The sequence below is a fragment of the Microbulbifer aestuariivivens genome (assembly GCF_039545115.1).
Taxonomy (GTDB): Bacteria; Pseudomonadota; Gammaproteobacteria; order Pseudomonadales; family Cellvibrionaceae; genus Microbulbifer; species Microbulbifer aestuariivivens.
In genome coordinates this window covers 66415-81970 of record NZ_BAABRT010000006.1, presented here as the reverse complement: position 1 = coordinate 81970, position 15556 = coordinate 66415, and the positions used below count along the sequence as shown (strand labels likewise).

The 15556-nt window shown below is 57.8% G+C and carries 14 protein-coding genes; 2 read left to right on the top strand and 12 right to left on the bottom strand.

Translation table 11 applies throughout. The features are described 5' to 3' along the window. Positions 1-292: 292 nt before the first annotated feature. The 7 genes from ABEA58_RS05150 to ABEA58_RS05120 all read right to left on the bottom strand — a co-directional run bounded on the left by ABEA58_RS05150 (position 293) and on the right by ABEA58_RS05120 (position 9965). Positions 293-2527: a M3 family metallopeptidase gene (locus ABEA58_RS05150; RefSeq protein ID WP_345549469.1), complete on the bottom strand. Its 2235-nt coding sequence runs from the start codon at positions 2525-2527 to the stop codon at positions 293-295. Between the two features lie 487 nt (positions 2528-3014). Next, positions 3015-4067 carry a glycosyltransferase gene (locus ABEA58_RS05145; RefSeq protein WP_345549468.1) on the bottom strand — a complete coding sequence of 351 codons (1053 nt, stop codon included), beginning with the start codon at positions 4065-4067 and terminating at the stop codon, positions 3015-3017. Positions 4068-4080: 13 nt separating this feature from the next. Next, a complete protein-coding gene (locus ABEA58_RS05140) occupies positions 4081-4773 on the bottom strand; it encodes a YrbL family protein (protein ID WP_345549466.1) in 693 nt (230 codons plus the stop codon). After that, complete coding sequence (locus ABEA58_RS05135) at positions 4770-5810, bottom strand: glycosyltransferase family protein (RefSeq protein WP_345549465.1); 1041 nt, start codon at positions 5808-5810, stop codon at positions 4770-4772. Before ABEA58_RS05135 ends, ABEA58_RS05140 begins: the two co-directional genes overlap by 4 nt. A gap of 920 nt (positions 5811-6730) precedes the next feature. Further along, the gene (locus tag ABEA58_RS05130) at positions 6731-8098 is read right to left on the bottom strand and encodes a class II 3-deoxy-7-phosphoheptulonate synthase (protein ID WP_345549463.1); all 1368 of its coding nucleotides are present in this window, start codon (positions 8096-8098) and stop codon (positions 6731-6733) included. A gap of 146 nt (positions 8099-8244) precedes the next feature. Next, positions 8245-9435, bottom strand: a complete 1191-nt coding sequence (locus tag ABEA58_RS05125) for an amino acid aminotransferase (RefSeq protein WP_345549461.1) — start codon at positions 9433-9435, stop codon at positions 8245-8247. A gap of 32 nt (positions 9436-9467) precedes the next feature. Further along, complete coding sequence (locus tag ABEA58_RS05120; protein WP_345549460.1) at positions 9468-9965, bottom strand: MarR family winged helix-turn-helix transcriptional regulator; 498 nt, start codon at positions 9963-9965, stop codon at positions 9468-9470. Between the two features lie 384 nt (positions 9966-10349). Here ABEA58_RS05120 and maiA point away from each other — a divergent pair, with 384 nt between their 5' ends. Further along, entirely contained in the window at positions 10350-11051 is a 702-nt protein-coding gene (gene maiA, locus ABEA58_RS05115) for a maleylacetoacetate isomerase (RefSeq protein ID WP_345549459.1), read from the top strand. A 250-nt stretch (positions 11052-11301) separates the two neighbouring features. Here maiA and ABEA58_RS05110 read toward each other — a convergent pair whose 3' ends face one another. Then, positions 11302-12477 carry a dipeptidase gene (locus tag ABEA58_RS05110; protein WP_345549458.1) on the bottom strand — a complete coding sequence of 392 codons (1176 nt, stop codon included), beginning with the start codon at positions 12475-12477 and terminating at the stop codon, positions 11302-11304. A gap of 120 nt (positions 12478-12597) precedes the next feature. Here ABEA58_RS05110 and ABEA58_RS05105 point away from each other — a divergent pair, with 120 nt between their 5' ends. Beyond that, a complete protein-coding gene (locus tag ABEA58_RS05105; RefSeq protein WP_345549456.1) occupies positions 12598-13080 on the top strand; it encodes an LEA/WHy family protein in 483 nt (160 codons plus the stop codon). A 320-nt stretch (positions 13081-13400) separates the two neighbouring features. Here the strand turns inward: ABEA58_RS05105 and ABEA58_RS05100 are convergent, their stop codons facing one another. From ABEA58_RS05100 to ABEA58_RS05085, 4 genes are read right to left on the bottom strand one after another with little or no spacing between them, the layout of a single operon-like run. Then, positions 13401-13775, bottom strand: coding sequence for a hypothetical protein (locus tag ABEA58_RS05100; protein ID WP_345549454.1), 375 nt, complete (start codon positions 13773-13775; stop codon positions 13401-13403). Further along, on the bottom strand, positions 13768-14322 hold the full coding sequence (locus ABEA58_RS05095) for a sigma-70 family RNA polymerase sigma factor (RefSeq protein ID WP_345549452.1): 555 nt from the start codon (positions 14320-14322) through the stop codon (positions 13768-13770). The genes ABEA58_RS05100 and ABEA58_RS05095 overlap by 8 nt, the downstream gene beginning before the upstream one ends. A 12-nt stretch (positions 14323-14334) precedes the next feature. Beyond that, complete coding sequence (locus ABEA58_RS05090; protein WP_345549451.1) at positions 14335-15186, bottom strand: DUF6249 domain-containing protein; 852 nt, start codon at positions 15184-15186, stop codon at positions 14335-14337. Positions 15187-15225: 39 nt separating this feature from the next. After that, positions 15226-15522, bottom strand: coding sequence for a hypothetical protein (locus tag ABEA58_RS05085; protein ID WP_345549450.1), 297 nt, complete (start codon positions 15520-15522; stop codon positions 15226-15228). Positions 15523-15556: the final 34 nt, after the last annotated feature.

Genomic DNA, 15556 nt, shown 5'->3' with positions numbered 1-15556 from the left:
TCCTGGCCAGCGCAAACCTGCATAGGCTCGCAACTCGCCCCCCGACCTGCTCAACTCCTCTGCAATACATGTTCGGCGGCCACTGCTGCACTCCATGTCTAGCAGTGTGAAAAGCGGCGATATTTCCAACTGGAAATCACAAAAAAGCCGCGATGCTTAGGCATCGCGGCCTGTGGAAGGCTGCCAAAGTTGAATGCTTTGGCTTTGGCATTAGTCTGGGCTTTGCCAGCTAGGGGCTTATTTCCCGGCAGCTGTGTTTGCCGCAGCCCAGACTACCTGCCCAAAGCGAAAATCAATCCTTGCTCGCAACCGTATTCGACTTACCTTCGGACTTACTTTCCGCAACCGGGAAGCCACGGTCGCGCATCAATGCACCGATTTCGGCATCACGGCCACGGAATGCACGGTAAGCATCGGCGGGGTCTACGGCGTTACGCGGCGCGAACAGGTGCTTAACGAGTTTTTCCGCCACCTCCTTATCGTAAAAACCACCTTCGGCTTCAGCGAAAGCTTCCGATGCATCGGACGTTAAAACGTCTGCCCACATGTAGCCGTAGTAACCGGCGGAATAGCCTTCGCCAGAGAAAATATGACCGAAGTGTGGCGTGCGGTGGCGCATCACCAGTTCGTCAGGCATCCCCAGTTTTTCAAGTGTTTCACGCTCAAAGGCATCCGGGTCGATACCCTGTGGATCTGCCGTGTGAAACTTCATATCCACCAGTGCAGAGGCCAGGTATTCGGTGGTAGCGAAGCCCTGGTTGAACTTGGAAGCCTTTTTAATTTTGCTCACCAGTTCTTGCGGGATTGGCTCACCAGTCTTGTAATGTACCAGATAGTTGTCGATGACCTCATCGGTGGACAGCCAGCGCTCCAATAGCTGCGACTGGAATTCGGTGTAGTCACGCACACCACCATTCAATGTTGGATAGCTAACATTGGAGGCCAGGAAGTGCAGCGCATGACCGAACTCGTGGAAGAAGGTAGACGCATCATCCCAGCTCACCAGCACTGGCTCACCCGGAGCGCCTTTGATGAAGTTGGAATTGTTGGAGGACAGCACGTTGGTTTTGCCATCGAAGGTGGTGTGATCCCGGTACATGGTCGCCCAGGCGCCTGAACGCTTGCCGCTGCGGGCAAAGGGATCAAGGTACCAAAGGCCGATATGCGCACCGGTTTTCTTATCTGTGACCTCCCAGACTTTCACATCTTCGTGGAAGACCGGCACGGCCCCCTCTTTCACAGGGGTAAAGCTGTAATTAAACAATTCACCGGCGACGTAAAACATGGCTTCACGCAAATTGTCGAGCTGCAGATACTGCTTGACCTCGTCGGAATCCAGGTCGTATTTGGCTTTGCGCACCTTCTCGGCGTAATAGCGGTAGTCCCAGGGCTCGATGGTGATATCGGCACCGGACTGATCCGCGAGTGCCTGCATATCGGCCACTTCTTCCTTAACCCGAGCAACAGCCGCAGGCCACACGGCTTCCATCAGCTCAATGGCGCGCTCTGGCATTTTCGCCATGCGGTCCTGCAATCGCCACTGGGCATAGTTGTCAAAGCCAAGTAATTCGACCCGCTCGTCACGCAACTGCAGTATTTCGGCGATGATGGCGTTGTTGTCATGCTCGTCGCCGTTATCCCCGCGGTTGTAGTAGTTGCGCCAGACCTTCTCGCGCAGTGCACGGTTGTCGGAATAGGTCAGGAATGGGTCCATGGAGGATCGAGTATTGGTAATGGCATAGCTGCCCTTCTGGCCCTTTTCTTCCGCGAGGGCCGCAGCCGCCTTGATAAAGGAGTCCGGCAAACCGCTCAGCTGGTCGGCCGTCAGGAAAAGGGTGTAGCCCTCTTCATCAGCCAACACATTGTTAGCAAACTGGGTGTGCAGCTCCGCCAGGCGTTTGTTGATCTCCGCATAGCGCTGCTTGGCCTTACCGGACAGAGTGGCGCCATTATTGGCAAACTGGTTATAAATCAGCTCTACCACACGCTGCTGTTCGGCATTCAGATCAGACGCAGTGCGAACTGCATAAATGGCCTTCACGCGCTGAAAAAGCGCGTCATTCTGGATAATCTTGGACTGGAAGTCAGCCAGCTTAGGGGCCAACTCACCCTGAACCTTGCGGAATTCAGGAGAGGACATATTGGCAGCCCAGATACCGTAATAGGTGAACAAGCGATCCAACTCGGCGCCACTGCGTTCCAGCGCCGCAATGGTGTTCTCGAATGTGGGCGGCTCGGGGTTAGCGGTGATTGCGTCGATTTCCCGGAGGTTTTCGGCCATGGCAAATTCCATCGCCGGCTTCAAATCTTCCACGCGCATCTGGTCGAAGGCCGGCACACCGCCGTAGGGGCCACCCCATTCGGCAAGCAGAGGGTTATTGGCAAGCTCGGCGTTTACATCGGCGGTAATGCTAGCCTGCGGCTGGGTGCTGGTATCCAAAGATGAGGCCTGGCCTGCCTCCTTGCCACAGCCTGTGGCAGCGGCAATTGCTGCAGCGATGGAAAGCGCGATGAGTGATTGACGCATTGGCTCATTCCTCTCTTATATTGAAAATGTGCTTGAAACTGGCTGACAGACAAGCGACTGAGTTTAACCGGCTTTTTAGACCCCCTGCCAACGCCCAGAGAGGGATAGGCCCGGTTACACACAAAAATGCCAGTTTCCTTGGATAACCCTCCCCACATTGGTTAAAAATTTTCCATGAGGTGGATTTAATAGATTTTTCCACCACATGATAACGACTTATAAAGTGCAGATATTCAATCGAATGCGGGTGTCTGCCCGAGAAAGAGAAAGAGAAAGAGAAAGACGGCGAGAGTCCGTCTAGCCCCAGTCCCGCCTCAACCCTTATTCAACCCATGGCCATGTGTTCGCCCTAGCCCCTGATGAATACAGGGGCCGGGCAACGCGTTGGACTCGAATCGATGAGGTGCCGGCAGACCTGAAAAGATCATGATATAGGCCGGTACGGAAAACGCTGATTGCGGATACGGTGGCGATCAGCGATCAGCGATCAGGTGGTGCGCTTCAGCTGGTCGAACAGGTCGATATATTGGTCCAGCACGACTGAACGGCTGAAGTGCTTGCGGTAATGCGACTGAGCGGTAGCAGCGAGTTGGTTGCGCGCCACCTCGTCTGTGACCAGACTGCTGATGGCTTCCGCCAGAGGACCCGGCTGGTCCACGGGGGTCACAATGCCGGTGACTCCTGACTCGATTAGCTCACCCGGTCCCTGAGAGTCCGTGGCGATCACAGGACAACCATGCGCCCATGACTCCATAATCACAGACCCCAGCCCCTCATGGCGTGATGGACAGATAAAAATATCGGCAGTCCGCATCAATGCGGTCACATCAGCGCGCCAGCCCAGGAAACGCACACGCTCAGAAAGCCCAAGCTCGCTGCACAACTCTTTCAATGCTCCCTCTTCAGGCCCGGCACCGGCAAGCCAGAGAACGGCATCCGGCACTTTGGACAGCGCCTGCAGCAGAGTATCGAACCCCTTGTTAATGTGCAGCCGCCCCGCTGCCAGCAACAAAGGACGATCAACGGGGGTATCGAAACTGTCGCGAGGCAAAGGCTCCACCTCTGCCTCGTCAGCAAAGTTAGGAATGTGAAATACGCGATTGGCCGGCATACCGCCACGGACCAGGTAATCACATATGCCTCGGGAAATCCCCAGCCAGTAGTCGCAGTGACGATAATATTTGAGGTTGTAGTAGTGCCCGAGACGACTGACCAGGGTGTAATCTCCCTTGGGAGTCAGCTTGCTGGCGCGGTTCATCCAGCTGAGCACAATATCAGGCTGGAAAGTGCGCAAGGCGCGCCGAAACCGAAAGTGGTCAACCTGATTGAGTGGGCCGCCAAAGCGGAATCCTTCTACTGCAACACCACCGCTTCTCAGCGACTGCAGGCGATGCTCATGACCTCGAATAAAGGCTTTTTGGGTAATGGCACCGGTCCCCTGCAAGCCCTTTGCCAGACGCGAGAAAAAATTCTCCGCTCCCCCCTGGCTTGCTCCTGCAAGGGTCTGGGCCACTCGCAGTGATCCTGTATTAACAGCCATAATGATCTCCTTATCATCGGGACGACACCCCATCGTGCATCAGCAAACCGTGATAACCCGGAAAGCGGGCCTGATCTCGTTGCCCAAGCAACACCTTGATGCGCCCATGCATAACGCCAATTTTCTTTTTGATTTTCCTGCGCTGTATAAACGAAGGTAACAGCGGCGAAGGAAGCAGACCTGCGCTACCGAGCCCATCGATCACGACAAGCCGCTCGATAGCGCCCCGACTATCACGCTGCACCACAATATTGTGGAGAAGGAGCTGGCGGGAAGGGACTAGGTTATCGAGCCAGAACTGGGTCAGGGCCTCTACAGCCTGGCGGCACTCAGCGGTAAAACCCTCATCCCAGATAACTTTCTTCAATGTCTGGGAGATTTTTCCATTGGCATCACGGATCATTTCAGAGACGAGCCCGACTCCCATATCCGTATCGACAAAACCGAAGCACCGGCTTACATGTTGGAATACACGGTCGCCGTAGCGCTTCTCGAGGGATTCCATCACCCGAGCTTCTTCGCGGTTATCATCAAATGAAGAGAGGGGCTTTAGACTCTTGGGGAAACCTTTCTTGCGACGGCGGTCGGCCAGGGTGAAATCCGGCCGACGCACTTTGATGCAACGATCGGCATCTGCCGGGTGGACATAGCAGAGGCGATTGCCACCTTGAGCAAAGGGTTGTTGGCCGGACAGCCGGATGATCATCGCCCTGTTCCATCCTGGAGCACATCACGTGCCCAAACATAATCATGGGAGAATGGCTGCAACAGCGATGCCTCGACTATGTATTGCGCGTACAGACGGGAATTCATTTCCTTATGGAAAAAGTCACGCGCCCTGGCAGCCCACGAGCGGCGCTTCGCATCATCAGCGTGAAACTCACGTACTTTGCGCAGCAGGTCCTGCTCATCATCAAAGTAGACAAGGGACTCCTCCGGCAACAACTCGTCAAAGCGCGGGCTGCTGTGCGTAAACTGGAGAATACCGTTACCGGCCAACTGAGCCATGCGCGCAGAGGAATACCAGTAATGCCCCTCCTGACGGTTCAGGTTCAGACCCATACGCGTATTCGCTAGCGCACGGTCATAGTCACGCCCCCAAACCGGTGGCTCACCAAAGCTGCCGTAGGTTCTGAAAACCAGCTCACCCTGCAGGGAGTCTTTAAGACGCTTCACCAGCTGCAGGCGCTTAGTCAGGTCAGTGCTGTTGCTGCAAAACAGCAGGTCGGTCTTAAGGTCAGTCCTGGCTGCATTGTTCATCCCCTCCCTGGCAGGATCTACAGGGTTGGGCATGTGATATACCCTGGCACCCAGCCCGTCGAACTGCTTCAGTTCCGGGCGGCCCGTAGATACAAAAACCGCATCGACAACCTGTGCACGATGTTTGATACGCGCGACATTACTGGGGACAAAAAGAGGATCATTATTACAGTGCGCGATGGCGACGGAGGGATTGCGCTTGCGAATCTCGGCCAAAGTGTCGTTGCTGATGATGTCGCAATGGCCGGCAATGACCAGATCCGGGTCGACCGCTTCTACCGTTTCCAGCAGCCTGCGGTTGGCTTTTGCCTTACCCAGGTCACGTATACCCAGCGGAGCCTCAAAGGCCGCGACATCGCGGTCGCTGAAGGTGTGGACAAAGTGATCATTTTTGATCAACCCGTCGGTCAGCTTCTGCGCCCAGCTTATTCGGGTTTTGCCGTAGCGTCGCAGCTGTTGGTACGCGATGTGCAGTACACGCATAACCCGTGATCCCTTTACGGTGTAAGTAGATGTAATCCCTGCGGCAATTTAACCGAATTTTTGCGCGAAATGCCACTTCGCAGCGCAAACTAACGCTATATCTTCCCTTCAATTTTCCTTCCAACCTGTTGACCGAAAGGTTCCGATTACCAATATCCCTTTGAGTGGCGCCTATATCATCCTGAAAATGATAACGACTTATTAGAGGGGTTAGTTAAAGGACCAGATAAGGCAACGGGTTGCGCGTTGAATCTGCCCCTTGCAAATTCCGCAGATAAGCGGTGGCAGGAGAATTCACACAGCAGGCACGCGCCGATCCTCCACTAGGGTGCCGAAACGCAGTAAAACCCGTTTGGAATCAGCCTCGCGCCAGAGTTTCCGGTAGCTCTCAGCCAGCCATTCAGTGTTGCCGGGAAATCGAGCAGACTAGGGGCATAGACGGAGGCCTGGGCTATCCGTGTGCCGGGCAGCTATCGCGGAGAGATGGTGACGCCGGGGTGCATGGGACAAGGTCACGGAGTACGGAAAAAAACGAATGCATTTCTGCCGCTGCACAGCGCGACCATGCGCGGGCCGCAGTGGAATCTGGCCACATTCGCGGATACTACTCGGCGGGGGAATCCACAATCGACAGGCACCCCCAAACTGTCAGCGCGCTATGTACCAGCCAGGGTACCAGGCCGGAACAGCGGGCAGCGCAACAGGCCACTGAGGTCAAAGGCGCGGAGCTTCCGCCAGCTGCTTTCTCGATGAAAAGGGGCCGGCGGCGCTTAAAAAAGGGGGGTATTCAACTGGCCAAGGCAAAATCAGGCCAGCAATGCCCACGCGGAATACTTTGTGTTACCAATTTCTTCTACCGCGACTTCTTCTGCCGATAATGAGCTGATACAGACACACCCTGCCCCCGCAGAAATATCAAGCTATGACGAGGCCCGACCGCTGCGCAACCAGTCCGACACGCGAAACGCCAGCTCCAGCACCTGATCGGCATTCAGGCGCGGGTCGCACTGGGTCTCATAGCAGGTGGCCAGATCCTCTTCTGAAATTTTCCAGGCACCCCCAGTGCATTCTGTAACGTGCTGCCCGGTCATCTCCAGGTGAATGCCGCCGGGATGGCTGCCCTCGGCGCGATGCACGGCGAAGAACTCGCGGATCTCCCTGAGGATCTTGTCAAAGTCCCGCGTCTTGTAACCGCTGCTGGCCTTCACGGTATTGCCATGCATTGGATCAGCGCTCCATACCACCTTGCGCCCCTCTCGCTGCACCGCCTGAACCAGAGGCGGCAGCCTATCCCCCAGCTGATCGGCACCCATGCGGGTAATCAGAGTGAGACGGCCGGCTTCATTGGCAGGATTCAGGCGGTCAATCAGGCGCAACAGTTCATCGGGCTGCATTCCGGGCCCCACCTTGACGCCGATGGGGTTGCAGACTCCAGACAGGAATTCCACGTGGGCGCCGTCCAGCTGGCGCGTGCGCTCCCCAATCCACAACATATGCGCGGAGCAGTCATACCACTTTCCGGTGAGGCTGTCGGTGCGGGTCAGGGCCTGCTCATAATCCAGCAACAAAGCCTCATGGGAGGTATACAGCACCGTTTCACGAATCGCGGGGGTATTCTCGGAAGTCACTCCACAGACAGCCATAAACTCGAGGGCGTCCTGCAGGCGCTCGGCCAACTGGGCGTAGTTTTCACGCTGCGGATTGTTTTCCAGAAAACTCAGATTCCAGCCATGCACCTGATGAAGATCGGCCAAGCCGCCCTGGGCGAATGCGCGCAACAGGTTGAGGGTGGCTGCCGACTGGTTGTAGGCGGTGAGCATACGCTCGGGGTCAGGGCGTCGCGCTGCGGCCGTAAAATCGATACCGTTGATGATATCGCCACGGTAGCTTGGCAACTCCACACCCCCCACGGTTTCCGTATCGGCAGAGCGCGGCTTGGCATACTGACCGGCCATGCGGGCCACCTTCACCACCGGCATGTTGCCGGCAAAGGTAAGCACCACGGCCATCTGCAGCAAGACCTTGAAAGTATCGCGGATACGGTTGGCGTTGAAGTCTGCGAAGGATTCGGCGCAGTCGCCGCCCTGTAAAAGAAACGCCTTGCCCTCAGCCACCTGCGCCAGCTGCCGGCGCAGGTCCCGCGCCTCCTGAGCGAAAACCAATGGCGGGTAAGCCGACAGCTGTTGTCGCACCCGCTCAACGCTCTCCACCGACTCATAGCTTGGCTGCTGCAACGCTTGCAGATTGCGCCAGCTTGCAGGGGTCCAGTTTTTCGCAGCATTTGACACGAGTTGCGTACCTCAAAATTCCATTTATCTTCGTGAAATAAAAAGTCCCGGACGAGTCGCACGGGACTTTTATGGCTTTTAGCCAGAGCTGATAACCGGTCGGGCAGTCAAAATTGCACACCGGTTATAGCTAAAATTACAAAGCCTCAGAGTACAGCGGCGACCGCCTTGCTGAAGTACTCCATATTGTCACGGCTGAGTCCGGCAATACTGATACGGCTGGAGTCCACCATATAAATTGAGTACTCGTCGTGGAGCCTCTGCACCTGTTCGGGGGTAATGCCCAGAAATGAGAACATGCCCTTCTGCCGCTGAATAAAGGAGAAGTCTCCGGCTGCGCCTGCGGCCGCCAGACTCTGCACCACGCCAGTACGCAGACCGTTGATCCGCTCGCGCATCTCGGTCAGCTCACCTTCCCAGTTCGCCCGCAGACCGGCATCGGTGAGGATGGATTCGACAATCGCGGCACCGTGGGACGGCGGCATGGAGTAGTTCCCCCGCACCACATTGAGAAGCTGACTCTGCCCCTTGTCAGCGGCGACTGCATCGTTATAGACCACCAGCGCCATACCGACGCGCTCACGGTAGAGGCCAAAATTCTTGGAACAGGAAACCGCCAGCAGCATTTCCGGCACCGACTCCGCCATCAGTCGCAGCCCCCAGGCGTCATCGTTGAGGCTGTCGCCAAAGCCCTGGTAGGCCATATCGATAAAGGGGGTAAAACCCTGCTGCTGTGCCATCTCAACGATGACCTTCCACTGCTCACGATTCAGGTCGGCGCCACAGGGGTTGTGACAACAGGCATGCAGGAGCACCAGGTCGCCCTGCCCCACGCCTTTGAGGGTTTCCACCATCGCGTCGAAACGCAGGCTGCTGCTGGCGCGATCGTAATAGGGGTAACTTTCGATCTTGAGGCCGGCATTGCCCAAAAGCGGGACATGGTTGGCCCAGGTGGGATCACTCACCCATATGCGAGCCCCCGCGCTGGCCCGATTGACCAGCTCGGCCAATACCCGCAGGGCACCACAACCACCTGGAGTCTGAGCGGAGCGCACACGGTTCGCCACCAGCGCCGGATGACCTGCGCCCAGCGCCAGCTCCTGCATGGCGCTGTTAAAACCCGGAGTACCGGCCGGGCCGATATAGGCTTTGCTTTCCTCGCTGTTCAGCAGCCTGGTCTCCGCCTCTTTGACCGACTGCAGCACCGGGGTGTGGCCGCTCTCATCCTTATAAACCCCCACGCCGAGATCAATCTTTTGCGGATTGTCGTCCAGGCGATAGCTGGCGAGGAGCCCCAGGATGGGATCGGGAGGGAGACTGCTGAACTTCTCAAACATGGCTCTTTGCTCTTTTCCTTCAATTTTTCACTTCAGTCGATCAGCCCGCGCTCGGCCCAGGTCTGCGCGCGGCCCATCAGTTTTTCGATGATACTGTCCAGCTGCTGGCGCTCTTCCACACTGAGAGAGGCCATCAGGTCGTTCTCGTATTGCTGCGCGAGGGGCACGATACGCTCGTAGACATCGCGGCCAAGGGGGGAGAGGTTCAGCACCTGGCGGCGACGGTCCCCGGGGTCTTCGCTGCGGGTGATATAGTCGTTGCGGAACAACGCCGATACCGCCCGGCTGATGGCCACCTTGTCCATCGCGGTCTGCTCGACCAGGTCGGCGGCGGAAAGATCCGGGAAACGCCCGAGAATCGCCATAACCCGCCACGCGGGAATGGTCAGCTCAAACCGCTGGCCATAGGCCTGGGCAATGGCGTTGCTCACCCGGTTAGAAAGCACCGAAAGTCGGTAGGGTAAAAACTTTTCCAGACGCAAATCGTCCGGGGTACCGATCTCTTCGAACCGGTTCTTATCACTGTTCATGCAGTTGCTCTGCCTCTCCTGCCTGCCTTTCCGGCACCGACTATGGCGGCCGCCGGGTTGTCCGAGGCTACAAATGTAACTAACATTGGTTTCAATTGTAACCACCATCGAGGGCGCGCGGTCTTGAGCCTGATGCGGCGCGCCGTGATCCACGGCCAAGCCCACAGTCAAAATTCCGCCAACTCCGCCCCGACCGGGCCTAGATCCGGAGATAATGGGTCACGCATTATACGATCTCACGCGCCATTTTTGTTGGCGGATACCGCACCTTGCGCGCTTTATTTGCGCGGTAACGGCTCCATCATCCATAAAGGGCACAGCTTGTGAGTGCAGACAAAAATCGCACCCCCGAGCACACCCACAGGATTAGGAATTCAATACGCTATGGAACTGCACGGCTACTTCCGCTCCTCGGCCAGCTACCGGGTTCGCATCGGGCTCAACCTGAAAGGGTTGAATTACGACTATCGGGCGGTGAACCTGCTGCAAAATGAGCACAGAGCGGAGGGCTACACCCACCTGAACCCACAGGGTCTGGTTCCCGCGCTGGTGGACGATGGCACCGTTCTGACCCAGTCCCTGGCCATTCTGGAATGGCTTGAGGAAACCCATCCCGAGCCGCCACTGCTGCCACAGGCTCCGGTCGAACGGGCCCGTATCCGCGCACTTGCCTACGGTATTGCCTGTGATATTCAGCCAATCCAGAACCTGCGCACTCTGCGCTACTTACAAGCAGAGTATGGGCTTAGCGAGGAGGAAAAAAACCGCTGGATTCGCCACTGGATTCACGAAGGTTTTGTCGCACTGGAAAAACAACTAGAGAGACAGCTTGAGAGACAGGCTGAAAGGCATATTGATAGCAAACTTCAGCGACAGCCGGATCAACAACCGGAGGCAGGCCCTTTCGCCGCCGGCGAGAAACCCGGCCTGTTCGAGTGCTGCCTGATACCGCAAATCTACAGTGCCGAGCGCTTTGGCATGGACATTACCGAGTACCCGGCGATCCATCGCATCCTGCTGGCCTGCAACGAAAACCCCGCATTCATCCAGGCGCGCCCGGAAAACCAGCCCGACAGCACGCTTTAAAGCACTCCCCCAACCCATAGAAAGCCCCATAGAAAGCCCCCCAGCAAGTTCACTAAGAAAGCTCACTTAGAGGATGCAGCGGCAACCTGCCCCGGGACAAGTTACCACCTGAGAGAAACAGTGGCTGCGCCCTTCTCGCGATGGCGATAGCGATAACGAAAATGCGCCGGGCCGGCGGTCAGGTAAAACAGCGCACCGCTAGCTATTTCCCCATTCTATATACGCCACAGGCCAGATACGCCAGGCCCCGTCAGCCTCTGCCCCCGGGCAACTGATTCAACAGGAAATCCCGCAGGTTTTCCCCCATAACCCGGCGAATTTCATACTCGCTGAAACCCTGGCGAAGCATCTCTTCGGTTAACACCCCCAGCTCACCGGCATCGAAAGTAACCGCTACCGTGCCATCGTAATCGGATCCAAGCGCCACATGCTCTACGCCGAGGAGGTCGACAGCGTAGCGGATAGCCTGCACCACGCTCACCGGGCTGGGGTCGCAGATGGCGCCATCCCAGAACCCCACCCCCACCAGACCACCACCTGCGGCAATTGCCTGCATCAGCGCGTCAGGGATATTGCGCGCGGAATCACAGTGGCCCTTGAGGCCGGTATGGGAAATCATCAGCGGCCGCTCGGTAAGCGCGAGCACCTCCCGTACAACCGCCTCTGAAGAGTGCGCCACATCGATAATGATGGAGCGGCGCGCCATTTCCAGCACCGCGCGCCGCCCGAAGTCCGTCAGGCCGGCTCCACTCTCGCCGTGCAGGGAGCCTCCCAGCTCATTATCGAAGAAATGCTGCAGCCCCATTACGCGAAAGCCCGCGTCATAGAGCACTCCGATATTCTCCAGCTTGCCCTCCAAAGGGTGCGCGCCCTCTATCCCCAGTATCGCCGCCAGCGGCCCCTCGCCTTCGTCGCGCCGGGCAAGCACCTCGCGCAGCTCTGCCGCCGACGCAACTGGAACCACGCGTTCGGGAACCGCCGCCGCCAGCTTATGCAGCCTTTCCCCCTGATAGAGAGCCCGCTGCAACAGGCTGTCCCAGGTGCGCACTGGCCAGCCCTGGGCAACGGCAAGCAGCGTAATGTTGTCTACAGCGTCTGCGGCATTCTCGTGGTAATTCAGCCCCCGCGGAGACTTGGTAACAGCGGTGAACACCTGAATGCCCAGATTACCGGCACGGGCGCGCGGCAGATCCAGATGGCCATAGCCCGACAGGTCGGCCAGGTTCCGGGCCCACAGAAAGCTGTCCGCGTGCAAATCACCCACCAGCAGGGAACGGTGCAATCGCTCCGCCTCGCTGGAGATAGGCGGCTGCCCCTCGCCGAGATATTGGTTGAGACCGGCGTCGACAGCCGGCAGAAGCCACCAGCGCCAGACGCCGAGCAGGACCAGAACCGAGAGCATGAAATAGGAAAGTTTTGTCTTCATGGATAACAGGTACCTGCGTATTATCGTTTTTATCGTCATTCACGGTGTTCTCACCTGGAACAACCCAGAAGAACCCGACCCCGAGAAGAATTTTACGCCAAGCCGCCGTGGAGGTCATGGATGCCAAGAAGTCTGCCGTTCGCACTCCCCCTGTACCTGCTGATGCTCATGGGCCTCACCGCATGCGCCGCACTTTCCCCCGCTTTTCAGCAGCCAGAGGTAGAGGTGGTTGCACTGGAGCCTCTCCCGTCAGCCAACAACCAGCTGCGCTTTCGCATCCGCCTGCGGGTGTTCAACCCCAACGATTCGCAGCTGAACCTGTCGGGTCTTTACTACACACTGCGCCTGGCGGGGCACAAGGTGCTAACCGGCACCGCCAACGACCTGAAACCGGTTCCCCCCTATGGCCAGGAGGATATCTCCCTGGACGCTACCGCCAGCCTGGTTGGCTCGCTGATGGCCGCCGCCGACCTGCTTGGGAAGCCGCGAAACTCGGTCCCCTATGAACTGGAGGCCAAGCTCGGCCTGCGCCACTCGATCCTGCCAAATATCAGGGTCACTCGGCGCGGAGAGATTCCGCTCAACCAGTTCGGCAATCGCTAATCCCCTTACTTGCGACCGCTCACCGGAGTGCTATCCGACAACAGAAGACGCCCTGGGCTTCACAACCTTCGGGCACTCACTTCCAGTACCCATTCGGAAGCAGCCCCGTAAGGAATCAGCTGCCCAGGCGGTGAAGATGTGGGGAAAAGTACATTGCGGGCGAAAATGAACAGGAAGGAGAAGGAGACGGAGACGGAGACGGAGACGGAGAAGGTAAGCTGGGCCGCCAGAGGGTGGCAGGCCCAGTGCTTATGCATAAGCATAAGAAGCAATAAAAGACACCCTCGCCCAGTGACGCTCAGGGCGAAGATACCTCACGGCTAGCGCCGCGCCGCGAGGATACCCCCTGCCATCGCCACCAGAGACGCCAGCAGCCCGGCGCCCAACAGTGTGTAGAGGCTGACGGATTGACGCACCGCCTCGGTCAGCACTTCGTCAACGGGAAATTGCCAGGCAACAATGGCGGAAGCGGCAACCACAGCGGCGTATTGAATACGGGTAGCGCGCTTCTCCGAGCGTTTCGAGGGGGCGGGGAGTTTCGCCATCACCTGCTCGCAGAAGCCGTCATCATCGAGATAAGGTTCATCGAAGCGCAGCTCACGACTGAGCCAGGCATCGAACTCCGGATCGTTACCCGTCAGCTGCGAATCTGTCAGACCCGCCGCCCTGCTGGTTTTATGATCAAAACTATCCACTGACTGCCTCCTCGCGCCACGCCTGCAACAGAGTCTGCAGCTTTGTTCGCGCGCGATTAACGTGGGATTTTACCGTACCGAGTGGCAACTTCATAATGCTCGCCGCCTCCTCATGGGAGAAGCCCCGCTGCATACACAAGTGCACTGCCTGCCGCTGGGCTTCGCTCAGTTCCTCCATGGCGGAATTCAGGTCACGGGCCATACCCAACTGCCGGGCCTCCTCAACCGACTCCTCCGCCTGGGCGCGATCCACCAGCTCCTGATTGACTTCCGGAGTGTTCTTGCGCTTGTGGCTCATGACAAGGTTATAGGCGATGCGGTACAGCCAGGTGCTGAAGCGCGCGTCACCGCGAAACGCAGGCAGCGCTTTGTAGGCTTTGATAAAAGCCTCCTGCGCCATATCGTCAGCGAGGCCCTGGTCGCCATCGCACAGCTGGCGGAGCGAGAAACGCAGCTGTGACTGATAGCGGCGGACCAGCTGGGCATATGCCCGCTGGTCCCCATCCTCGACGATCCTGCGGATCAGTTCCTCGTCATTGAGGTCCATAGTTCCCAGCCCTTAACCCAACTGGCTTTCGGAGCGGTTATCCAGCTTCCAGTTGATAAACCGGGCCACACCGATAAAGAGCGGGATCAGCCCCAGACTGCCGACACCCACACCAAAGGCGGTGGTCAACCAGATAAACACGGCGAGACCAACGGCGATCTGGGTAAAACCCCGGTCACGGGCCCTGCTCGGCGACTCGCCCTCCATCGCATCCAGCAGCTCCGGCGGAATATCGCGGCCCTCAGCCACCAGGCGATTGATGTTGTCCATCAGCAGCTGCTTTTTGCGGTAGCTGTTGCGGGTAACCAGCCAGACGATGAGCACCGGAGTACCGAAAACCGCCAGCACCGTGACAATGGCGATCAGCCAATCCATATCAACGCCATCCTTGCCTCTGGATTCCCGGTCGTGATGGCGATCGATCTCACCGCTGATACCGATCTGGATATTTTTTGGCACACCATTGAGGGACTCCTCAATCACCAGCCCCTTTTCATCCAGAATGCCCTGCTTTTCGAGTTTTTCGTAGATGCGCCGGGTCACCGCGCCGCCAAACTCCTCGCCAAGATCGACCTGCACCTCGCTGCGGTCGCCGTTCTCGTCACGGGTGGTAATCCGCAGTGTGCCGTCACCCCCACGGAGGATGCGCACCTGCTTCTCCATCTGCTCTTGCTGGATCTGTTGCGCGTGGCTTTCCAGCTCAAGGCGCTGCATCTCTCGCTCGCGCTGCACAGCTTCGCTGGCCTCGACCCCGGCCGGTGACTGCGGCGTTTCCTGGGCCTGGCCAGCCAGCGGCAATGCCATTAGCAGGCCGATAAACAGCCGGAAACCGACTGCGACAGAATAATTGTTTCTCGCTCTCATTATGGTGCTCTCAACCAGTATTACGTGTTGTCGAACTTATTACCGTGCCACCAGCGGCAGGCCCAGCGGATAACCCAGCCCCCCGCCGCTGACCTCCATGCTGCTGGCGATACGCACCGGGAAGCGGGGCTTGCTCACCCCCTCGTCCCTGGGCGCCCGGCGGCAGGCATTGTGTTTGCGCGAGAAAATCTCCTCGGTTTTCTCCGCAAGCTCTCGCTCCACCTTGTCCATGGGGATGGACAGCTCAGTGGCCGCAACCTGCAACGCCGCCACAAGAAGGGCCAGCGCGGCACAAAATTGTACCTTGTTAAAACTTCCTGTCTCATTGCTTTTCATGGCTTGGGCTCCTAGCTGATTTCCTCGTACAACA